The sequence below is a fragment of the Novosphingobium sp. Gsoil 351 genome, assembly GCF_009707465.1.
In the GTDB taxonomy this organism is placed as follows: Bacteria; Pseudomonadota; Alphaproteobacteria; order Sphingomonadales; family Sphingomonadaceae; genus Novosphingobium.
Window position 1 is genome coordinate 1233596 of the sequence record NZ_CP046120.1, and the last position, 22770, is coordinate 1256365.

The window sequence follows — 22770 nt, forward strand, 5'->3', positions numbered from 1 at the left end:
CCAGGCAGGCGGCCGCCGCCAGGCGGAGGCTTCGGCGAAGTCGCGGTCCGCTAGTCCTCGCCGGCGAAGCGATCATCGCAAGCCCCCGGTCCGCGCGGGCTCGGCGATCCGGCGCGCTTCGACTGCCCTCAGCTCCGCTGCGAGGCGCGCGGCCAGCGCCGGTCGGGCGGATGCCAAATTGCGCCGCTCGCTAGGGTCGCGCCGGAGGTCGTAGAGTTGCGGCGACGCGCTTGCCCCGCCTTCGATCCCCTTGCCGGCGATGAAGGCGGCGGTCGCGGGGTACCGGGCGGGGGCGATATACTTGAACGCGCCCGAGCGGATAGCTCTGGTCGGAACCGATTCGGTGAAAAGATAGTCGCGTCCCTTGCGATCGGTGCCCAGCAGTGCGGACAGCATGTTGCGGCTGTCGATCGCCTGCTCCGGAGCGAGCCGCGCCTTGACCAGCCTGGCGCACGTTGCAAGCAAATCGACATGGGACAAAAGCGCCGGACTCGTCCCCGGGCGGATATGGCCCGGCCAATACGCGATCAGGGGAACTCGCGTACCGGCCTCGAAGGCGCTGTACTTGCCGCCGCGGTAAATCCCGCCCGGCCGGTGATCGCCCAGCTGCTGGACCGCGCCGTCCTCGTACCCGTCGTTGAGCACGGGGCCATTGTCGCTCGACAGGATCACCAGAGTATCGCGCTCGAGACCCTGCGCGCGCAGTTCGGCCATGACCTGCCCGACGATCCAGTCCATTTCGACGATCGCGTCCCCGCGGGGCCCCATGCCGGTCTTGCCCGCGAATTCCTTACCCGGAAGGCGGGGGACGTGCGGATCGGGAATGGGGAAGTAGAGGAAGAACGGCCGCTCGCGGTTGTCGCGGATGAAGCCACGCGCTTTGCTGGCGAGCACGGTGTGAATGTCCTCGTCGACCCATTCGGCGGACTTGCCGCCACGCATGTAGCCGATGCGCGAAACGCCGTTGATGATACTGTCCGAATGCTGGTCGTCCGCCTTGTAGCGCAGCATTTCAGGATGCTCGCGTCCAACCGGGCGGCCAGGCAGGGGAGCCGCATAACTGACCGAGATTGGATCGGCGCGATCGAGGCCGACCACGCCCTGGTCCTCCAGATAGACGGTCGGTACGCGATCGAGCGTCGCCGGCAGCAGAAATGAGTAGTCGAAGCCGATTTCCTTCGGGCCGGGAGCGACGCGGGAATTCCAGTCCACCGTGCCCCCGCCCAGGCCGAGATGCCATTTGCCCACCACCGCGGTACGGTAACCCCGGCTCTTTAGCACCGAGGCGATCGTGGTCGTGCCCGGCCGGATCAGTGCCGGCGCATCGCCGGGCAGGATTTCCGCATTGCTGCGAAAGCCGTATTCTCCGGTCAGCAGGGCATAGCGCGAAGGCGTGCAGGTGGCCGCCGGGGCATAGGCATCGGTAAAGCGCAGGCCCCTGGCCGCAAGTCTGTCGCTATGGGGCGTCGCTACCCGCCTCGCGCCGTACGATCCCAGATCGCCATATCCCAGATCGTCGGCATAGAGGATGACGATGTTGGGGGTTCGCGCGGAGGGCCGGTCCGCAGCCTGACCGGATCCGGCCCGCACCGGCGCGAAGGCGCCCAGCGCTGCGCCTAGCGCCAGCAGTCCGGCCAGCGCGCGGCGCCGGGACGATGCGGGTTTCACCGATCGTCGCCCTCCCCCTTCAGCCGGTTTGGCGGGTTTGCCAGCGGTGGCCGCGGTAGCGGCATTGCCCTTGGCCGGCCATGTGCCGAGCGGCGGGAAGGCTGGTTTCGGCGCCATCTGACCAGCCCATGCCGCGTAGAGCTGATCGAATTTTGCCATGGTCTCGACGTTCTGCTTGGCGATGTTGCGCGTTTCGCCGATGTCGGTGCGCAAGTTGAAGGCGGCCTTTCCGTCAGGCGTTGCGATGTACTTCACGTCGCCGATCACCATCGCCCCCTGATGCTGATCGAATTTGCGCCAGAACAGTGCGGGATGCGGATCGCCCTTGGTGGTCCCGGCGAGATAGGGGGTGATGTCGACCCCATCGAGCGGCTTTCCGGACCGGGTCGCCAGCCCAAGCTCGTTGGCGAGAGTAGCGAAGATGTCGAGCGAGCTCACCGGCCGCTCGTAATCCCGGCCGCCGGCGATCTTGCTGGGCCAGCGTACCGCAAAGGGCACCCGCACCCCGCCTTCGAACAGTTGGCTCTTGCCGCCGCGGAGCGGCGCGTTGTCGGCAACCGGCTGCTCGCCCGTTTCATGGGTGACTACCCCGCCGTTGTCCGACAGGAAGTACACTGCGGTATCCTTGGCGATCCCGCGACGATCTAGCTCGTCGAGCACCTGCCCGACCCCGTCGTCTACCGCGCTGATCATCGCCATGTAGGCGCGCCGCTTGGGATCCTTCACTTGCGGGAAGCGGGCGAGGTACTTCTCGGTCGCCTGCAGCGGTGCGTGGGGGGCATTGTATGCCAGGTAGAGAAAGAACGGCTTGTCTGCCGTCGTCATCCGATCGACGAATTCGACCGCACGGTCGGAGAATTCCCTCGGTCAGGTATTTCTTGAACTCGACCGCCACGCCGTTGTCGGTAAGCTTCGAGTAGTACCAGTCGTAGGTCACCTTGGACTGGCTGATGTCGTTCATGCGGCTGAGGCCCGGGAAATATTGGTGGCCGCCCTCGATGAAGCCGTAAAATTCGTCGAAGCCCCTGACCCGCGGGCGCAAGGTCGGATGCGTTCCCAGGTGCCATTTGCCGATCGCCTTGGTCGCATAGCCGGCCGCCTTCATCGCTTCAGGCAGCATCAGCTCCGTGCGCGGAACGCCGCCCTTGGGATCGGCCGGGTCGCCGTTGGGGTTGCGATCGAAGCCGAAGCGCGCCGGATAGCGACCGGTAAGGAGTCCCGCGCGGCTCGGCGCGCAGACCGGGAACGCGACATAGCCGCGCGTGAAGCGGACCCCTTCGCGCGCGATGCGGTCGATGTTGGGCGTGGGTATGTCGGGGCTGCCGTTGAACCCGACGTCGCGATAACCCTGGTCGTCGGTGACGATGACGATCACGTTGGGTCGCGCGGCGGCATCGGCGCGGGCGAGCACCGGTTGCGGCGCGAACAGGCCCGTGGCCAGCGTGCCGGCAACGAGCGCCATACGGCGCATCCGGGCGCGCGCCGATCGGATGACTATCATCGGGAAACTCCTGCGGGTGCGTTGCGCCGTGCGATGACGGCTGGGTCCTGCCCGGACGCCAGGGGAACGAGGCGGAAACTCCAGGCGTAGTTTTTGGCCGGAATGCTGTATTGCGGCAGGGGCAGAGCGCCCCAGCTGTTGATTCCCGCTACGCCCGTCTGGAGATGATCGAGGTTGACGCTCACGAGGTCGCGGAAGGTCACGTCGCCGCCGTGGCGATGCGGCGCGCCGCGGCGGCGATCGTGGTCGAGATCGCTCTGCAGCACTGGCAGCGCCGAGAAGTTTAGCAATCCGTCGCCGGTTACGAGGATGCCGGTCCCGTGCGTATCGCGCAGGGCGAACCAGCGCACGTCGGTCTTGTTGCCGGTCTCCTGCGGCCGCGTGTAGTCGTGATACTGCTCCGCGACCGTTGCCGAATAGCGGCCCACCGCGGCGCCGTTCCGGCGATCCCAGTAATTTTCGTGCGGTCCGCGCCCGAACCATTCGAGATTGGAGAACGCGCCCTTGAACTGCAGGTTGGTGCCGACGCGCGGGATGATGGGCAGCTTCTCCTTGAGGGGATCGAGCCGCGCCGCGACATTGAGCGAACCATCGGCGGCGATCGTGTAGTCGAGCGCGAAATCGGCAATGTCGCCGCCCAGACGATAGGCCGTTTGGACGCGGACCGCCTGCCCGCTGCGGGATACGATGAACGAAGTCAGCTTGCGGTTGGCGACGGCCGATTTCCAGATGCCGGAGGTCTTCAACATCCATGATGCCCCGGAATCGTTGTCGGTCGGCGCGCGCCAGAGGTTGGGAACCAAGCCTGCGGTGAGCATCTCACGATCGTTGCTGCGCCACGATGCCAGCTGGCCGGTCGATCGATCGAACGTGAATGCCGAGCCTTCCCTGGTTACCACCGCAGCCGTCGTGCCGCTTTCAATGAACTTTGGCCGTCCGTGGGCCGCAGGCGAAATCCTCAAGGGAGGGGACCCGAGCGGGAATTGCTCCCACGCCACCACCGCGCCTGCATCAATCAGCGGAATGGCGCCGGGGCGTGCAATCGCCTCAATGGTCAGGAAAGCTTCGGTTTTGCCGTCCTGCTCCGTCGCCTCGGGCGGGAGCGGCAACGTGGCACTCGCGCGGGGGGCCACTTGCGGAGTAGGCAGCGGGCCGCCTGCGACCGTCTTGCCGTCCTCATCGCGGCGCCAGCGGAATGTGAACCCGGACACGTCCTTGAAATCGAGGCGATTGACGACTTCGAGCCCTTGCGCGGGATCGAACCGGAAATCGATCGGCTGGTAGACCTTCTTCAGTTCCCAGGCGTGGGGATTATAGGTCCGATCCGGTTGGACGAGGCCGTTGGCGCAGAAATTATCCGAATCCGGCCGAGGGCTTGGGCCGAAGTCCCCACCATAGGCCCATATCGTCCTGCCGTCGGGCAGCTTCTTGTAGAATGTCTGGTCCACGAAATCCCAGACGAAGCCGCCCTGGAGGCGGGTGGGGTGCGCGTAGATCGTGTCCCAGTACTCGCGAAAGCCGCCCAGGCTGTTGCCCATGGCATGGGCATACTCGGCCATGATTTCGGGCTGCGCATTGTTTGACGCCGCATAGTCGAGCAGTTCCGAAGGGGGATCGTACATCGGTGAATAGAAATCGACGTACGGCAGCACCGCCGGACCATCGACGGTGCCATATCCGCCGTAACTGACCAGGCGATGGGGATCGAGATTGCGCGAGAGCGCCGCGGCCTTCTCGAACGTGGGACCGATCCCGGCCTCGTTGCCGAGCGACCAGAAGAGGATCGACGGGTGATTGCGATCGCGCTCGATCATCCGCTCGACGCGCTCGAGGTGGGCTCTTTCCCACTCCGGCTTGAAGCCGAGCTGATAGTCGGCGCGGGTCTTGGGCGGCTTGGCCTCGTCGCCCATCCGCATGTATTCGTGGCTCTCGATGTTGGCCTCGTCCATGACGTAGAGGCCATACCGGTCGGCGAGTTCGTAGATGTACGGGTCGTTGGGGTAGTGCGACATCCGCAGCGCATTGATGTTGAGCTGCTTCATGATCCGGACGTCCTGCTCCATCAGCGCGCGACTGATGACGTGGCCGGTCGTCGGATCGTGTTCGTGCCGATTGACCCCCAGATCGTAATCGGCTTGCCGTTCACGGTGACCAGACCGTTGCGCATCGCCACGGTGCGAAAGCCAACCATGCGGCGCACGGCCTCGATCGTCGCTCCCCTGCGGTCGGCCAGGCGAACATCCAGCGCATAGAGCTTGGGCGTCTCGGCGTCCCAAGGGACGATTCCGGGAAGATCGCGCGCAAAGGTCGCCGTCGTGCCGATGGCGGGGCGTGTCTCGCGATACAGCACCGTGTCGCCGTCACTCAGCGTCACCTCGACAGTCGCCCTCGAGCGCGCAGCCGCCGGCGACAACGGCGCGGTTACGCGCAGCTGTCCGGTGGTGAGATCGTCGCCCAGTTCCTGTCCGACGACGATGTCGGCGAAGTGCGCCGCGGGGCGCGCAGATATCGCAACATCGCGGAAGATCCCGCTCATGTTCCACATATCCTGCTTTTCCAGATAGCTGCCGTCCGCGAAGCGGTAGACTTCGACAGCAATGGTGTTGCGGCCCGGCCGGATCAGCCGGGTGACGTCGAACTCTGCAGGGAGCCGCGAATCCTCGCTATAGCCGGCCAGCTTGCCGTTCACCCACACGTAGAAGGCCGACTGGACCGCGCCGAAGTGCAGGGTGAGGGTCTGGCCGGCCCAGGCCTTGGGAATATCGAAGTCGCGGCGATACGAGCCGACCGGATTGTAGTCGTCGGGCAGATAGGGCTGGTTGGCCGGAAAGATGTATTCCTGGTTGATGTAGTGCGGGATGTCGTAACCTTGCAGTTCCCAGTTTCCCGGCACCGCTATCCGCGGCCAGGCGGCGACATCGAATTCCGGTTTCTCGAACCCCGTTGCGCGCTCGGACGGGTTCCTGGCCCAGTGAAACGACCACTGGCCATTGAGCGAGAGTTGCCGGGCGGACCGAGCCGGGTCGTCCTGCCGGGCAAGCTCCTCGCTTTCGTAGGCGATGAAGCTCGTGCGCATCGGCAGGCGGTTGATGGCGTTGATCTGTGGGTTCTCCCAGTCGGGCAGAGCCGCCCGCGCTCGCGGATCGGGCTCCGCCTGCGCCACCGTGGGCAAGCTTCCGGACAGAAGGGCCATGGTCAGGGCGATCAGCGCTCGTTCGCGGCGTCTCATCGAATTGCACCTTTGCGCTGGTAGACACGGACGTAATCGACCTCAAACCGGGACGGCAGCTGCGTGTCGCGGAGAGGCCCGCCTTTGGCGCTACCCAGCGCCAGGTTCATGATCAGGTATTGCGGCTTGTGGAACGGGTTGATGCCGCCCGGGGCTTCGCGGTTGCGGACTTTGGCGAGGTCCAGCCGATTGATCTCGCGACCGTCCAGACCCAGGCTGATCCTGCGTTCATCCCAATCCATCGTCCAGATGTGAAACTTCTCGTCCCAGCCGGGATTGCCGGCGAGTTCGGCGACGGGAATCCGGACGCTGTTCCAGACCGGATGCCCGGGCACGCGCGAAGCCCAGGCGAAGTTCGCGAGAATGTGGCCCTGATAGAATTCCATCAGGTCGATCTCGCCGCAGGCGGGCCACCTTCCATCCGTGCCGACAAACCACAGCGCAGGCCACAGGCCCTGTTCCGCAACAAGTTTGGCTCGGATTTCGAAGCGTCCATAAGTCCAGCTTTGCAGCCCCTTGGTCGACAGGCTCGCCGAGGTGAAGTTGATCGACTTGCGCTCACGAAAGGGCGGCTTGAGCGTAGGCGATCCGAATTGCGGGTTCGGCTTGCGCTCGCGCCGCCCCTCGATGATCAGGCGCCCGTCCGCGACGCGTGCATTGTCTGGCTGATACCACTGCATCTCGCCGTTTCGCACGAACCCTCGTTCGAACGTCCACTTCGCCGGATCCGGCGCGCCCTCTCTGTCAAACTCGTCCGACCACACGAGCGCATAGCCCGGTGGACGCAGTAGCGGGTCAGGCCCTGTATCTGCTGCCACGCCGGCCGCCAGGCACCCGAAGGCCGACAAGGTCACCACAGACGTCAAGTAACGCAACTTCCGCTCCTGCGCAGGTTGTTGCGGGGCGCGGCTAGGAAAAGCCACGCCCCGCGCAATCGTTCAAAAGCTGACCGAGACGCCGAAATTGTATTTGCGGCCGGCGTAGGCGAGATAGTTCACTAGTTGCGGATACTTGATATAGCGAAACGTGCCGGTGTTGGTCAGATTGATCGCGTTGAAGGTGAAGCGGATGTTCTTGTTCACCTTGTAGCGCAATGCCAGGTCAAGCTGGTCCCGCGCCGCCTCAGTTTCCGGCAGCGTCTCGGGCCGGGCAAAGCCGAGCGCGACATTTTCCCGCCGAGTGAAGTCGCTCCGCCAGTTGTAGGCGAGGCGTGCGCTGAACTTGCCGTCGTCGTAGTAGGCGCCAAGATTGGCCGCCTTGGTCGACAAGTCGCGCCGGCTGACCGGATCGCCTTCCTGGTCCACGAGGTCGCTGGATTCATCGACGATCGTGTAGTTGGCGGTCACCCCCAGGTGTGACAGGAATCCCGGCAGGTAGTTGAAGGCGTGCGCCATCCCCAGCTCGATGCCCTTGATCTTGGTGCCGCCGAAGTTGTCATAGGTGCGTACCGCGAAGACCTCGTTGCCGATCTGTAGCGGCACCTGGGCCGACCCGAGGAAGATGGTCGGATCGATGTTCTTCATGAACGCCGCGACGGAAACGAAGCTGCCCTTGTCGTAGTACCATTCGAGCGAAGCATCGAAATTGTTCGAATGGACCGGCTCGAGATCGGGATTGCCCGCGGTGCCGAAGCCGTCGAAGTTGGGATCGACGTCGCTGCGGGTGATGGAGAGTCCCGGCGAAATGATCGACAGGCCGGGCCTGCCCAGCGAACGGGTATAGGCAGCACGAAGGATGATGTCCCGGGTGAGCGCGAAGTTGAGATTGGCTGAGGGAAGCCAGTCATCGTACTTGCCCGGCAGCTTCACCGTGTCGAATGCGCCCGTCGTGGTCGCACTGGGAATGTACCCGCCAGAGGTGGTCTTGGTCTTGACGTAACGGACGCCGACGTTGCCGAACAGATCGATGCCGCTAAACGTGGTGCTGAAATCGGCCCGAAGATAGGCGGCAAGCGTCTCTTCGCTCACATCGAAGCGCTGTGCGACCTGCTCGTAATAGCCGGCGCCTGTCGCCGGGTTGACCGCCCGGATGTCGATCAGGTTGAAGTAGGCCTCCACCGCCTTCAGATCGCAGCCGGCGGTCGATCCGAATACGCGGGGAAGATTGCTGTCGAACTGAGCCAGCAGGCCGGCGCGCCCGGCCGAGTTGATGCACGGCTGAAGAAAGACGGAAGTCGCCGCGGCGCCGGCGTCTGTGGTCGACGCGGGATTCACCGGGATGCGCTGGATATTGACCAACTGGGCCGGCGCGCGCACCCCGTCGAAGGCGGTGAAGACGCCCGCGTTCTGGTTGGGGTTCTGATAGACCGCGCGCTGGAAGCTTCGCTCGGCCCAGCGCCCGCCGAGCTTGAATGCCTTGAAGAAGCTCGAGCCTGGATCCCAAGTGAGATCGAAGCGCACCGAATCGTCGCGGTTTTTGGTGTCGGACGCATTGCGCTGATATTGGAAATAACGCTGGCGTACGTAGTTGATGTCGGCGGGGTTGAGGGCCTTGAGGGCGGTCGGCGCGACCACGGCGTTAACCCCGTATGCGGGCGAGGGAAACGGATCCTCGTAGAAAGTGACATTCGGGATTTTTCCCTGTGACTGGTCGAAATCGACGAAGTTGTAGAAGTCCTGCGCGTTGAACGTCGTGTTGGCGCCGCCTTGCTGTTCGATGCCGGTGCTGAGCTGCGCCTGGATGTCGGTGTTCGCCTTGCCACGTGAAGTCGAACCCTTGGCGTAAAAGGTCAGCGAAGAGGTGACGTCCCAGGTCGCCTCGAGCGAATATTGCTGAGACTTACGATTGACCGTGTTCACCGACGGCGCGGCGCCGACGCGGTTGGTCGCCGAAGCTATGCGACCGGATTGCAGGTAGTACACCGAGCCAAGCGCCGGCGTATCCTCGAGCTTGGTATAGACGTTGCCCGGGCCGCCGATCAGCGGGCCCGCACGCGGCACGTTGAAGTTGATCGAGTAGTTCGCCCCGGTCAGATTTTCCTCGATATCGGTCAAGACCGTGTCGAAGCGGATCCTGAGGTTGTTCGCCGGCTTCCATTCGAGCGAACCGTTGAACGACTTCTTTGTATCGTCACGAGTGCGTTCGAAAAACCCGAACTGGCCGGGAATATAGTAGATGTCATTGGAATCGCTCACGCCGTCCTTGTTCGGATCCTCGGCGAGATCATAGCGATAGGGGTTGGCCTGCCCGGAAATCGTGGGCTGAAAGAAGAAGTTGAAATTGGCGTTGGTCGAAGTCGGATTGTTCTGCGGAACATCCGCCCCGGTCTTGCGAATCCAGATCGCCGGAGCTTCCTCGAAATCGCCGCCGCCATAGACCTCGGCGACGCTCGCGGTTTCCTTGTAGCCGAAATTGACAAGCACACCGATGTCGCCGATCGGCGTGTCGCGAAATTGCTTGATCGCCAGCACCGACGCGTCCTGGTTCCAGAGCCTTCCGATCTCGGCATGCTTCTGCGTGGCAGTGGCGTTGAAGACGAAGTCCTTCTTGCCGTCGAGCGGTGCGCGGGTCTTCAGGTTGATGGTGCCGCCCAGTGAGCCTTCGATCGCATCCGCGGTCGGCGATTTGAGGATTTCGACCCCCGAAAACAGCTCGGCGCCCAGATCCTGGAAGTTCACGCCGCGCTCGGCAGCGGTGCCCGAGATCGTCTCGCCGTTGAGCTGGACGTTGTTTTCCGAAAGGCCGCGGATCTGGACACCCCGGCCTTCGCCGTCGTCGCTGCGGTTGACCTGCACCCCGGCGATGCGTTGGAGTGCTTCGGAGATATTGTCGTTGGCGAGCTGCCCGATATCCTCGGCGGTGATCGAATCCTTGATTTCGGTCGACCGCCGCTTGTCGTCGATCGCGCTCTCGATGCTCTGGCGTACGCCGGAAACGACGATCACGTTTTCACTAGGCTTGGGTTCATCGGGCGTAGCCGCCGGCTTGTCCGCCGTCTGGGCCCAAGCTGTCCCGCTGGACGCGCTCAAGCAGGCGATCGCCAAAGCCCATGTGCACGCCGATTGCCCCAGAACCTGACGCATTATCCTCTCCCCAACCCGACTCATATCTTAATGATACGATAAATAAGATATGAGCTAGTTCGGCGAGGCTGTCAACGATGCTTTTGAAGATCAGACGAGCCTTGACCGGCGATCAGTCCGGCGGCCTCGGACAACACTCAGTGGCTGTCGCGCGGTATGCCGAAGGTTCTGTCGATACGCTGGTAGAGTTCGGCGCCTTCGAGCACTGCCCCCTCGGCAAGCCCGCCGACCCGCTGCCGTTGCAGTTCCTGCCAAGGCGTTTGGGAGGCTGGGTAGCGATACCCCCCGGCCGCGGTCAGTTGCTCCCGCCGCCGTTCCATTTCGGCCTGGTCGATCAAGACATCGACGCGTCGCTGTCTAAGGTCGATCCGCATCCGGTCATACGTTTCGAGAAGCGCAATGCCGCCGCCACTAGCTGCCTCGGGAGTGACGTGAAGGATCGAAGGCGAGGCGCTGGTCCCTGACTGTCTGCCGTCTCCGAGGCAGGCCATTTGCATGACGCCCTCACGGATGAGGTAGTCGGGTGGGCGCATGTTGACGACCTCTGCCGCGCCCGGAAAGCCGACCGGTCCGCAGCCCCGGATGACCAAGATGTCTGAAGGTTGCACTGCCAAAACGGGATCGTCGATCCGATGATGGTAATCCTCGCTGCCATCGAACACGATCGCGCGTCCTTCGAAGACTTCCGGATGGTCGGGATCCGAAAGGTATCGCTTGCGGAACTCCTCGGAAATGACGCTGGTCTTCATGATCGCGCTCGAGAAGAAATTGCCGTTCAGCACGATGAACCCCGCCTGCTGGCGCAGGGGGTCGTGGAAATGACGGATGACCTCGGGCAGCGCGGTCGTCGTTCCGCGATAGTTGTCGCCGATGCTGCGCCCGGTAACGGTCAGCGCCTCTTCGCGGATCATCCCTACGTCGATGAGTTGGCCGACCACGGCGGGAACGCCGCCCGCGTGATAGTAGTCCTCGCCGAGATACTCGCCGGCTGGCTGGAGATTGACGAGTAGCGGCACATCATGGCCGACCCGCTGCCAGTCGCTGAGATCGAGCTCTACACCCGCATGCCTGGCGATCGCCGCGAGATGGACCGGAGCGTTGGTGGATCCGCCGATCGCCGAATTCACCACGATCGCGTTGAGGAAGGCGTCGCGCGTCAGGATCGCCGATGGACGCAGGTCTTCGCGCACCATGTCGACAATGCGCTTGCCGGTACGATAGGCCATTTCCTGGCGCTGCCGGTAAGGCGCAGGAATGGCAGCCGACCCAGGCAACTGCATTCCCAGAGCCTCGCACAACGAATTCATCGTGGTGGCGGTGCCCATCGTGTTGCAGTAGCCGGTCGAGGGGGCCGAGGCAGCCACCATGTCGACGAATCCTTCGTAGTCGATTTCACCGGCTGCCAGCTTCTTGCGGGCCTCCCAGATGATCGTTCCGGATCCCACGCGCCGATTGCCCTGGCGGCCGTTCAGCATGGGCCCGACCGAAAGCGCAATCGCCGGAATGTCGACCGTCGCCGCCGCCATAAGCAAGGCTGGGGTGGTCTTGTCGCAGCCGATCGTAAGGACCACGCCGTCGAGCGGGTAGCCGTAAAGCAGTTCGACGAGTCCAAGGTACGCAAGGTTGCGATCGAGACCCGCGGTCGGTCTCTTGCCCGTCTCCTGAATGGGGTGAACCGGGAATTCGATGGCGATGCCACCGGCCTCGCGAATGCCTTCACGGATGCGCTCGGCAAGAACGAGGTGATGGCGATTGCACGGACTGAGATCACTTCCGGTCTGCGCGATGCCGATAATCGGACGGGACGATTGCAGCTCGTCACGGCTGAGCCCGAAGTTGAGATAACGCTCGAGATACAGCGCGGTCATGTCGGGGTTGGCGGGGTTGTCGAACCAGGACCGCGACCGCAACCGGGGAGCTTCGACCGCGCCGTTATCGATGGGGCTGCTCTTGCTCATCGCACAACCGCCTCGCTCTTGGGGACTCCAGCGGGCGTTATGTCCATCCACGCTTCGACCAGCCCCTCGGCATTCCTCGCGATTTCCTCGATAGACATGCTCGGACGGAACAGGGCGCCGCCGACACCGATTCCCTCGGCGCCGGCTTCCAGCCACGAATGGAGCGAACTGGCGTCGGTGCCGCCCACCGCCCAGACGCTGGTCCCCGCAGGAAGCACTTCACCAAGCGCTTTGAGATAGCCGGGTCCCAGCGGTGCTGCGGGAAACAGCTTGAGACGGCGCGCGCCAGCCGCAACCGCGCTGAATGCGTCGGTTGGCGTAGCGATGCCGGGCATCGCTTCCATGCCGCATTCGATCGCCTGGGCAATCACCGCAGGATTGGTATTCGGGGAGACGACGAGCTTGCCGCCCGCTTGGGCGACGTGTTCGACTGCGGCAATGTCCAGGACTGTGCCAGCGCCGCATACGGCTCGATCCCCGACGGCCTCCACCAACCGGGAGATCGACAGAAGCGGGTCGGGCGAATTCAACGGGACCTCGATGATCCTGATACCGGCCTCGACGAGTGCCTCTCCAACAGTGGCTGCCGTGTTCGGAGTCACGCCTCGCAAAATAGCGACCAGAGGCGGAGCTCCGCCATTCAGCAGGTCCGTGATCGTCATTTCGCTTGTTCCTCGCAAATTTTGGCGAGCCGACCCAGGCCCGCGATCACACAGGCGTCGCCATCGTAAAGGGTCATGGTGAGGCCCAGTTGCTTGCCGGCCTGAAGGTACAATGCCGACAGCGAAGGGTCGCCGATCACCGTCAAGGTCGTTGCGGCTTCTCCGATCAGCGCGCGCGCCTCGCCAAGCTCGCCGCCGATCAGCAATCCGGACAGGAAGCCGAGGCCCCACCCGTGGGTGCGACCGTCGACCAGCTGGGCTGCGCGGGCGGCGAAGAGTCCTGCCAGCGAATGGCGCAGTCCCTGGGTCACCCCGGCTTCGAACCCGGCATCGACATCGCCTGGATCCGCGCCGGCACGGACCAGGGTGGAATGGTCGCGCAGCAGCGCGAACAGCTCGCCCGTCGGGAAGGTGTGAAAGCTGCGTATCGTCCCGCCAGCGGTGACGACCCACTTGCTGTGCGTCCCGGGCAACACCATCACATGTTCGCCGCAGGCAAGCCTGGGCTCGATGACCATCGCCCCGAACACCTGAGTTTCCTCCCCGCGCATGACGTCAGGCAGGTAAGCAAAATTCGCCCCCTTCAACCCCGTCGCCACGCGAACCGGATAGGCAAATCCCTCGACGATCCCGACCTGGGCGCTCCAATCGTCGAAGCCGACGGGACACTCGACGTAGCCCAAGTCGATCAGACCGTTGCGCGAGCCGGCCATCCCACACAGCAAGACACCGCTCTCTAGGGCTGGTTCGGTCCACGGCTCAAGCATGGCCGCCAACGTCTGGGAGGGCGAGGCGCGCAACTGCCCGATTCCCGGACCGACCAGCTTGTCGGCGTCCGCCCTCGCCGATCGGAACATTCGCAGGCGCGTCGTTCCCCAGTCGCCCACGATCATCGTGCCCGCCTCCCAGAATATTTCCCGCTCGAATCATGCCAACGGGGTATCGTACTTTTCCCTTCTAATAATAATATAAATATGCTTCAAGAGCAGAGATGCCGACGTCGTCCGATCGGCAGGGGGAGGACCTAGGATGCCACTTCAACCCATCGACGTCGCGGTCATCGCCGCTTACGCGATCTTCATTTTCGGCCTCGCGCAATGGGTTAGCCGCGACAAGCTGGGAGCGGGCCCGAAAAACACCACCGACTACTTCCTCGCTTCGCGCAATCTGCCTTGGTGGGCGATCGGTGCGTCGCTGATTGCCGCGAACATCTCAGCCGAACAGATCGTGGGAATGTCGGGGTCGGGCTACGCGATCGGACTTGCCATTGCGTCCTATGAATGGATGGCCGCGGCGACCTTGCTGATCGTCGGAAAATTCTTCCTCCCGATTTTCCTCCGCAATGAGATCTACACGATGCCGCAGTTTCTCGAGCGGCGTTATGGCCCTTCGATCCGGACGCTCATGGCCGTCTTTTGGCTGGCACTTTACGTCTTCGTGAATCTGACATCGATTATCTGGTTGGGCTCGATCGCGGTCACGAAGGTGGCCGGAGTCGATCAGGATTTCGCCCTCGTCATCCTCGGGTCGTTCGCTCTGCTCTATCAAATACGTGGTGGGCTAAAGGCGGTCGCACTGACGGACATCGTGCAGGTTACGCTGCTCGTGCTCGGCGGGCTGATTATCGCCGGGCTCACCCTTTCCGAACTGGGCGAAGGCGCCGGCATAGTAGCCGGCTGGGTTCGCCTGACTTCCGCAGCCCCCGATCACTTTCACATGATTCTCGAGCCTGGCAATCCTCACTATATGGACCTGCCGGGGCTTTCGGTCCTGATGGGCGGCATGTGGATCGCAAACCTGAGTTACTGGGGGTTCAACCAGTATATCATCCAGCGAGCGCTCGCGGCCAAATCCTTGGATGAGGCGCAGCGCGGCATCCTGTTCGCAGCGTTCCTGAAACTGTTGATGCCGATCATCATCGTGCTTCCGGGGATCGCCGCGGTCATTCTTGCACCTGACCTGGCTAAGCCCGACGAGGCCTATCCAACGATGATGCGGCTGCTGCCCCCGGGTCTCCTCGGCCTTGTTTTCGCCGCGCTCATTGCCGCGATAATCGCTTCGACCGCGTCGAAGATCAACTCGATCGCAACGATCTTCACGCTCGACGTTTATGCGAAGGCGCGCAAATTGAAGACTCACGCGGAAGATCAAACCGTCGGTCATGGCGCCAACGAACGCCACCTCGTTATGGTTGGACGGATTGCCGCGACAAGCGCCATCCTCATCGCGATCTTCACCGCACGGCCGCTGCTGGGATCAAGCGAACAGGCGTTTCAGTTCATCCAGGAGTTTACCGGCTTTTTCACCCCCGGGATTACCGTGATCTTCCTTTTGGGCCTGTTCTGGAAGCGAGCCAACGAAACGGGCGCGATTGCCGGCGCGATTGCTTCCGTCGCCTTGTCCTGGCTGTTCAAGGTATGGCTGTCGGGTGTGCCGTTTCTTGACAGGATGGGCATCGTATTCCTCCTCTCGTTCGGCTTGGCGGTGGTGGCTTCGCTTCTCACGGCGCCGTCCGCACAGCGAGACACGATCGAAGCCGTTGGGGTGAGCTTTGTTACCCGCCGGGCTTTCAACGTGGGGGGCGTCGCGGTTCTGCTGATCCTCGTTGCCCTCTATGCTACGTTTTGGTGACATGGTGGACGGGCCAAGAACTCCCGCGCCAATCGCCCTCGGCCTGATTGGCGTGGGCAAGATTGCGCGCGATCAACATCTTCCGGCCATTGCCCAGGAACGCTCCTTCAGACTGGTTGCCATGGCAAGCCGGGACGCGGCCGATCAGCAGGACGTGATCTACTCTTCGCTGACCGAGCTTCTTGCGGGCACCCCCGAGGTCACCGCGATTTCGCTTGCTTCACCACCAGTTGGTCGCGCGGATCTCGCCCGCGAAGCGTTGTTGGCGGGGAAGCATGTCATGCTGGAAAAGCCACCCTGCGCATCGCTCGGCGAAGCCCATGCCTTGGAAGCCTTGGCCAGGCAGAAGGCGTTGACGTTGTTCGCGACGTGGCATTCGCGGGAGGCCGCCGGGGTTGCCGGCGCGCGAGCTTGGCTGGCGGACAAGCGGATTACGGGCGGACAGATTGCCTGGCGCGAGGATGTTCGGGTGTGGCACCCGGGTCAGAACTGGATTTTCGCCCCCGGCGGCATGGGAGTCTTCGATCCGGGTATCAATGCGTTGTCGATCCTGACCGAGATCTTGCCCGGCGCGCTTACTTTGCGTTCAGCAGACCTCGAGGTGCCTGAAAATCTGCACGGCCCAATCCGCGCGCGGATCGAAATGATCCATGACTTTGATGTGCCGATGGCCGGTCAGTTTGATTTTCTCTACGAGGGCGTCCCCCATTGGACGATCGATATCCACACAGATCAGGGTTCATTGAGACTTGACCGGGGTGGCTCACGCCTGACGATCGCCGAGGCGGAGGTCGATTGTGGCGAAGATCGCGAATATCGCCGGCTTTATAGGCGTTTCGCGAGGATGGTCCTCGGCGGAACGAGCGAGGTCGATCTGCGACCGCTGGTCCTGGTCGCTGACGCAATGCTTGTCGGTGACCGCAACAAAGCTCCTCCCTTCCATTTCTAAGATAAATGAGTTGATTGTTCTGGCAGGATCAGCAGGATGACAGCGGTTGCCGATTTCGAGGATTTCAGAGCATTTTCATGATCGGCGCAGGACAACCGCGGCACCAACTAGGCCGCAATCTCACTTATGGGATGCTCGATGCGCTAGGCAGGGCCATCGTCACCGGTGCTTACGACAACGCTCCGTTTCCGACCGAAGCCGAACTTGCCAAGCAACAGGGCGTCAGCCGGTCGGTTACGCGTGAGGCGGTCAAGATGCTTACCGCCAAGGGCTTACTGAGTGCGCGTCCTCGCCAAGGCACGATCGTGCAACCCATCAGTTCATGGAACTTGTTTGATCCTGATGTCCTGAGCTGGCTGCTCGATCGCCGCTTTTCGATCGACCTCTTACGCGAATTCAACCAGCTCAGGATTGCGATTGAGCCGGAGGCCGCAGCACTGGCCGCAACGGTTGCCGGAGACAGCGACAAGGCCAAGATCCGCAAAGGCTTAGACCGGATGATCGCGGCCGAAGCTGGCGACGACGACCCACTTGAAAGCGACATCGCATTTCATGTGGCAATCCTCCAGGCGTCGAACAATGCGTTCTTCGCGCAATTCCGCGATGTGGTTGGCGCCGCGCTGCGCACCTCGATTCGCTTTACCAACCGGGTCGTGGGCCGAACTGCCAGCGTTCCTGATCACGCCGCGGTGTTCCAGGCGATTAGCGCAGGCGATCCCCATCGGGCGCGCGCCGCCATGCGCCACCTAATTTCCGACGTGCTTACTTTGATCGGAAACTCAGACCCCGTCCCAGATCCAGCAATCTGACGAATCCCGGCAAGATCTTTCGTGACAAGCGATCCATTGTGTCTCGAACCCGCAGGCCAAGTTTCCGTCGGCAACCGGTTGGGCGAGGGAATCGTGTGGGATTCACTCTCGGAATCCTTCCTCTGGACCGACATTCACAAGCGAAAGTTCTATCGGCTGCAGTGGCCGACAATGAGGTTGGAACAGTTCTCTTTGCCGCACAGGCTCGGTTCTTTCGGGTTGACACGACTACCCAACCTGATTCTAGCCGCCTTCGAGGCTGGTTTTGCCTCGTACGACTTCGAGCGCGAAACGTGCGAATGGATCTGCCGCCCGGTGTTGCCGCCTGGCGTGCGCTTCAACGATGGCAGGGTCGACCGGGCCGGCCGGTTCGTTGCCGGGACGATGGTCGAGGACCCGGTGGCGGCGGGAAGCCCAACGGCCGGCGCCCTCTTTCGCCTCGAGACATCTGGTCGCGTGACCGAGCTCCTTTCCGGTATCGGTATCACCAACTCCCTTTGCTGGTCGCCCGACGGATCAATTATGTATCACGCGGACAGCACGGTCGGAGCGCTCAACGCATACGACTATGGGACTCAGTGTGATTGGCGATGCGAACTATCCAGAGCGCACGCGCCATCCACGCCAGACGGCGCAACAGTCGATGCACAAGGGCGGATTTGGGTGGCAATGTGGGGTGGTGCTCGGGTGGCGGTCTTTGCCGCAGACGGCACGCTGCTCGACCAGCTTCCGGTGCCCGTCACGCAGCCGACATGCGTTGCGCTCGGTGGGCAGGAACTCGACGTGCTGGCGGTCACGAGTGCCCATGATGGCCTCAATTCTGTCTCTCTGGCCAAGGAGACGGCGGCAGGGGACGTGTTCTTCTACCGCACGGCGATCCAAGGCTTGGAAGAATGCCGGGTGACCGTGTGACGCTGCCTGGCGGTTCGCACATCGCGGATGGTGGCGAGGTGATTGCGTTGCCCGGCGGCACGTTCCTGATGGGGTCCGACCACTTCTATCCCGAGGAAGCTCCGCGCCGCCGGGTGAGCGTCGACCCGTTCCGGATCGATGCCTGCCCCGTAACGAATGCCGAGTTCGCAAGGTTCGTCAACGCCACGGGCCATGTGACCTTGGCCGAGACTGCGCCTGACGGGAAAGACTACCCGGGCATGATACCGGAGATGGCGCGCGCCGGATCGCTGGTCTTCCACAAGACTGCGGGGCCCGTGCCCATTGACGAGATCCATCGCTGGTGGCGCTTCGAATTCGGTGCGGACTGGCGCCATCCATACGGCCCCGACAGCAGTCTCGCCGGGTTGGACGACCATCCGGTAGTCCACGTCGCATGGCAGGATGCCGCCGCGTACGCGCTATGGGCCGGAAAGGCTCTGCCGACCGAAGCCGAGTGGGAATATGCGGCACGCGGGGGCCTCGAAGATGCGGACTACGCCTGGGGTGACGAACTGGCACCCGGCGGTGCCATGCTCGCCAATTACTGGCAGGGCCTCTTCCCCTTCGCCAACCAATGCCTGGATGGCTGGGAACGAACCTCTCCGGTGCGATCGTTCCCCGCCAATCCCTACGGGCTATACGACATGATCGGCAACACCTGGGAATGGACGGACGACTGGTATTCAGAGCCTGTCGCAATCCGCAAAAGTCAGCCCGGCACCTGCTGCACGCTCAAGAATCCGCGAGGGGGAACCCGGAAACGAAGCGTCGACCCACTTCACCCGGAGATCAAGATCGGCCGCAAGGTCATCAAGGGCGGTTCGCATCTTTGCGCTGAAAATTACTGCCGCCGCTACAGACCTGCGGCGCGCCATCCTGAAACAATCGACACATCGACCAGCCACATCGGCTTTCGCTGCGTCCTGCGGGGACTTTGAATTTGTACGGGCCTCAGTCGTCATATCTATGATGGTCAACTACCGTATAGCCTTGGCCTACTGCCGCTAGCGCGGAAAATCCTTGACCGGCCGACCCGCATCACCCCGTAGGGTAAGGCCGGGCTTGCTTGACTGGATGGTGGAATTACGTCGACCACACTATACTCATTCCGCTTCTGATCCCAGCCAGTCGGCGGCTTCCATATGGCTGCGGTCGCCGCAAAGGTAACCAGGCTGCCGCTTTTGGTGTGGTCAGAATGGAAGTGAATGGCGTGTTTGCGGGCGCATTGCGGCCTGACCGCTTCAGTGGTGCGCCAACGCCAGATCCCAGAGCTCACCAGGTAACTCTACTTTCAGGAACCACTTAGGTTCAAACTCGGCGATGTTACACTTGACATACCACGCGCAGCATGTAGGATGGCGGCCATAGGAGAGTTTCCGTGGCCAAGTCTGTTTTCGACGCCCCGCAGTTCAAGACCGAAGAAGGCGCTTTCGCCTACGTCGAAGCGAAGCTCTGGTCGAACGGCCCGGTGTGCCCGAAGTGCGGCAACTGCGAGGCCGCGCGCATCCGCAAGATGCAGGGCGAGACGACGCGCCTCGGCCTCTACAAGTGCAATGAGTGCCGTAAGCCCTTCACCGTTCGCATGGGCACCATCTTCGAATCCTCGCACCTGGCCCTGCATTTGTGGCTGCAAGTCATTCACCTGATCTGCGCCAGCAAGAAGGGCATCAGCACCCGCCAAATCCAGCGTATGCTCCAGTGCAGCATGAAAACCGCGTGGTTCCTGACCCAGCGCATCCGCGAGGCGATGCGGGACAGCGGCCTCGATATGTTCGGCGGCGAAGGCGACGTGGTGATGGCCGACGAAACGTGGATTGGTAACAAGCCCGGCGTGGAGCGCGCGCGGGGCGGCTTCCGCCACAAGATGAAGGTGGTCGCCCTTCTCGACAAGCGCACGGGTCGCACCCGTTCGATCCATGCTGGCGAGATGGTTGCCAACGAAGTGGCGAACATCGTGCGCGCCAACGTGGACCGTGAAAGCATCCTCGTGACCGACGAAGCACGCCACTACTGGAAAGTCGGTAAGGAATCTGCCGACCATCGCCGCGTGTTCCACGGCATCGGCAACTACGCCAAGGACGGCTTCTCGACCAACCAGATCGAAGGCTATTTCAGCATCTTCAAGCGCGGGATGCGGGGCATCTACCAGCATTGCGCCGAGCAGCATCTGCACCGCTACCTTGCCGAGTTCGATTTCCGTTACAGCAACCGTTCGGCGCTCGGCGTCGAGGATGCAGAGCGCGCCGAGATCGCGCTACGCGGGGTGATCGGCAAGCGGCTCACCTATAAGTCAGCTAACGGCCTTCAAGCCGTCTGCGCCTAAGCCAGAGAAGCGGAACCGCAGTCGATGGCGCACCAAGCCGCACCGAAGAAAACCCCCGGAAAAGACTGCTTTACCGGCCGATTCCCGGTGCGTAGAATCCTCGCCGGAGGCGCGTGAGATGACGAAGCCGGTTCGGCTGACGATCAAAGGGGCCGGTGATGCTGGCGACAACGCGCCCACGGTCGATGACCTGCTTGGGCAGGTTGCGGATTTCGTTGAGATTCTGAAGGGCGTCGAAAAGGCGCTTGGCGACGACCACGGCAATCAGATCGTTTGGCGGGTGACTGACGCAGAGCGACAGAACCCGATTACATTCGAGCTTACCCCGACGCCAATCAGGGCGGGGATAATCATTGATGACCGGGCCATCAACGTAGAGCGGATCGCGCGCGCGGGCTTCGCGGCGCTCCGCAATGGTGATGCTCGACCGCCATTCTTCACTGACGAAATTATGACCAAGGCGCGTCAGATGCACGCGCGCGTTCGCAATGGTCTTGTTGACACGATCATCGATTCGCCTGACGCTTCCGAGCCTATCGTCATCGACACGGTTGCGGCGGGCGGCGCGGAGCGAACCTTTGCGGCTCAGAAGGCCGCCGCGCCGAAACCCTACCGCGAGCTTGGCAGTATCGAAGGGTTTGTGTCGAAGGCCGAGCTGGACGGATTTAGCCGGGCGGTCCTGCGCTTTTGGGCGCGGACCAATGGCGCGGAGATCAAGGCCGTTGCGACCGGAGAGGCGTTCAAGCAGCTAGAGGAAATGCGCCTGTCCGATGTTTGGCATGGGGTGCGCGTGCGTGTTTACGGCACGATCAGCTACAAGAGCCTTGGTATTATCGACAGCATGACCGCGACGGGAATCGAAGTTCTCGACCGGAGCCATCTACCGGGGATCGACGAAATCGTTGACCCCAACTTCACGGGCGGCTTGTCGGTCGAAGAATTTTTGGCAGAACAACGCCGTGATTAAGCATCCGCCCCGCATCTACTGGGACGCTTGCGCGTGGATATCCTACATCAACAAGGAAATGCCGGGGCCGGGCAAGAACTTCACGGACGCGCGCTTTGATATGTGCCGTGAGACGCTGAAGGCTGCGGAGGCCGGGGAGATCGAGATCGTCACATCGGCGTTCACGCTGGCCGAAGTCTGCAAACGCGCGCCCGATCCAACATCGCCCGCGATCAACCTGCCCGCGTTCTTTGACCAGTCTTACATCCTGCTTGTGCCGGTCGATAAGGCTATCGGACAGCGCGCGCAGAACTTGCAGTTGGCAGGACTATTCGGGGTCAAGCCGCCCGACGCGGTGCACCTTGCATCGGCGCTCGTTCACAGTGTCCCGGTGCTGCACTCGTTCGACACCGATCTACTCGACTTAGATATGCGGCTCACGCTCGACGACGGCAACCAACTCAAAATCTGCAGGCCGACGCACGAGAAGCCGACTCCAGGCTTGCTGGAAAAGATGCGCGATGGCTAACCCTAAGAAACCGCCCCTGACCGACGCCGAGCGCCACAAGCGCTTCAAGGACATGGCTCGCGAAGTCGAAGCGGTCGATGCGCCCGATGCTTTTGACCGCGCCTTCAGGCGTGTCGTCCCGCTCGACAAGCCAGCGCCGGGCAAGTCAGAGTGAGCCAGTGGGACGGCAACAATTACCAGTTATACACCCAGATTTTGATCGGCGGTTGCGTCATCTGCCTTCTGGTCGATCGGTTTGCCGCCACCGGTGACGGATCGCTTTTTGGCCTAGCCATCCTGTTCCTGATCGTTGGCATCTTCCTAGTGCCGGAAGGCCCGCAGCCACCGAACTAGCCCATATGGTGCGTGGTATGCGAAGTGTATCATCGCCTCAAACTCCCAATGAGCGAGCTGCCCGCCCACCCATGAACCTAAATAGGAGACCCAGTCACCGTCGTTGAACAGTCGGGCGCCCGGAACCGGACACCTAGCCGCATCAAGAAATCCGACCTCACGCAGCTGAGGAAGCAATAGCCCGACCGGGGTCCAAATCGTTGGTTTTTCCCAAACTCAAGCTCATAGAACCGTTCTTGGGTGTCGGCGTCAAAGCCGCCAAAGTCGGCCGTGCCGT

18 protein-coding genes and 1 pseudogene are annotated in these 22770 nt (G+C 62.5%); 10 read left to right on the forward strand and 9 right to left on the reverse strand.

All coding sequences use genetic code 11. The features are described from left to right. Positions 1-72: 72 nt before the first annotated feature. The 9 genes and pseudogenes from GKE62_RS05905 to GKE62_RS05945 form a co-directional block, all read right to left on the reverse strand. Positions 73-2493: a sulfatase-like hydrolase/transferase gene (locus GKE62_RS05905; RefSeq protein ID WP_154691432.1), complete on the reverse strand. Its 2421-nt coding sequence runs from the start codon at positions 2491-2493 to the stop codon at positions 73-75. Positions 2494-2671: 178 nt separating this feature from the next. Further along, a pseudogene (locus tag GKE62_RS19370) lies at positions 2672-3169 on the reverse strand (sulfatase-like hydrolase/transferase); the annotation flags it as partial. Further along, on the reverse strand, positions 3166-5232 hold the full coding sequence (locus tag GKE62_RS05915; RefSeq protein ID WP_230206949.1) for a glycoside hydrolase family 2 TIM barrel-domain containing protein: 2067 nt from the start codon (positions 5230-5232) through the stop codon (positions 3166-3168). The pseudogene GKE62_RS19370 and the gene GKE62_RS05915, both read right to left, overlap by 4 nt. After that, the gene (locus GKE62_RS18825) at positions 5232-6398 is read right to left on the reverse strand and encodes a sugar-binding domain-containing protein (RefSeq protein ID WP_154691435.1); all 1167 of its coding nucleotides are present in this window, start codon (positions 6396-6398) and stop codon (positions 5232-5234) included. The genes GKE62_RS05915 and GKE62_RS18825 overlap by 1 nt, the downstream gene beginning before the upstream one ends. After that, positions 6395-7216 carry a family 16 glycosylhydrolase gene (locus tag GKE62_RS05925; RefSeq protein ID WP_230206950.1) on the reverse strand — a complete coding sequence of 274 codons (822 nt, stop codon included), beginning with the start codon at positions 7214-7216 and terminating at the stop codon, positions 6395-6397. Before GKE62_RS05925 ends, GKE62_RS18825 begins: the two co-directional genes overlap by 4 nt. Before the next feature lie 120 nt (positions 7217-7336). Next, positions 7337-10420, reverse strand: a complete 3084-nt coding sequence (locus tag GKE62_RS05930; protein ID WP_230206951.1) for a TonB-dependent receptor — start codon at positions 10418-10420, stop codon at positions 7337-7339. 137 nt (positions 10421-10557) lie between these two features. Further along, positions 10558-12378, reverse strand: a complete 1821-nt coding sequence (locus tag GKE62_RS05935; RefSeq protein ID WP_154691437.1) for an IlvD/Edd family dehydratase — start codon at positions 12376-12378, stop codon at positions 10558-10560. After that, the gene (locus GKE62_RS05940) at positions 12375-13040 is read right to left on the reverse strand and encodes a 2-dehydro-3-deoxy-6-phosphogalactonate aldolase (protein WP_154691438.1); all 666 of its coding nucleotides are present in this window, start codon (positions 13038-13040) and stop codon (positions 12375-12377) included. Before GKE62_RS05940 ends, GKE62_RS05935 begins: the two co-directional genes overlap by 4 nt. Continuing rightward, on the reverse strand, positions 13037-13933 hold the full coding sequence (locus GKE62_RS05945; RefSeq protein WP_154691439.1) for a 2-dehydro-3-deoxygalactonokinase: 897 nt from the start codon (positions 13931-13933) through the stop codon (positions 13037-13039). Before GKE62_RS05945 ends, GKE62_RS05940 begins: the two co-directional genes overlap by 4 nt. A gap of 136 nt (positions 13934-14069) precedes the next feature. On the opposite strand from GKE62_RS05945, the gene GKE62_RS05950 reads away from it, so the two are divergent. From GKE62_RS05950 to GKE62_RS05995, 10 genes are all read left to right on the forward strand, one after another. Next, positions 14070-15671, forward strand: a complete 1602-nt coding sequence (locus tag GKE62_RS05950) for a sodium/sugar symporter (protein ID WP_154691440.1) — start codon at positions 14070-14072, stop codon at positions 15669-15671. 1 nt (position 15672) lies between these two features. Then, a complete protein-coding gene (locus GKE62_RS05955) occupies positions 15673-16620 on the forward strand; it encodes a Gfo/Idh/MocA family protein (protein ID WP_154693581.1) in 948 nt (315 codons plus the stop codon). Positions 16621-16697: 77 nt separating this feature from the next. Further along, a complete protein-coding gene (locus GKE62_RS05960) occupies positions 16698-17429 on the forward strand; it encodes a FadR/GntR family transcriptional regulator (RefSeq protein WP_154693582.1) in 732 nt (243 codons plus the stop codon). A 78-nt stretch (positions 17430-17507) separates the two neighbouring features. Then, a complete protein-coding gene (locus GKE62_RS05965; RefSeq protein ID WP_195908616.1) occupies positions 17508-18341 on the forward strand; it encodes an SMP-30/gluconolactonase/LRE family protein in 834 nt (277 codons plus the stop codon). A gap of 38 nt (positions 18342-18379) precedes the next feature. Continuing rightward, positions 18380-19300 (forward strand): formylglycine-generating enzyme family protein, encoded by a 921-nt coding sequence (locus tag GKE62_RS05970; protein ID WP_154693583.1) that lies wholly within the window; start codon positions 18380-18382, stop codon positions 19298-19300. 440 nt (positions 19301-19740) lie between these two features. Next, positions 19741-20685 carry an IS1595 family transposase gene (locus GKE62_RS05975; RefSeq protein WP_154691442.1) on the forward strand — a complete coding sequence of 315 codons (945 nt, stop codon included), beginning with the start codon at positions 19741-19743 and terminating at the stop codon, positions 20683-20685. Positions 20686-20803: 118 nt separating this feature from the next. Beyond that, positions 20804-21652 (forward strand): hypothetical protein, encoded by an 849-nt coding sequence (locus GKE62_RS05980; RefSeq protein ID WP_154691443.1) that lies wholly within the window; start codon positions 20804-20806, stop codon positions 21650-21652. Between the two features lie 58 nt (positions 21653-21710). Next, the gene (locus GKE62_RS05985) at positions 21711-22160 is read left to right on the forward strand and encodes a PIN domain-containing protein (protein ID WP_154691444.1); all 450 of its coding nucleotides are present in this window, start codon (positions 21711-21713) and stop codon (positions 22158-22160) included. Beyond that, positions 22153-22314, forward strand: a complete 162-nt coding sequence (locus tag GKE62_RS05990) for a hypothetical protein (protein WP_154691445.1) — start codon at positions 22153-22155, stop codon at positions 22312-22314. The genes GKE62_RS05985 and GKE62_RS05990 overlap by 8 nt, the downstream gene beginning before the upstream one ends. After that, on the forward strand, positions 22311-22493 hold the full coding sequence (locus tag GKE62_RS05995; protein ID WP_154691446.1) for a hypothetical protein: 183 nt from the start codon (positions 22311-22313) through the stop codon (positions 22491-22493). Before GKE62_RS05990 ends, GKE62_RS05995 begins: the two co-directional genes overlap by 4 nt. Positions 22494-22770 lie beyond the last annotated feature (277 nt).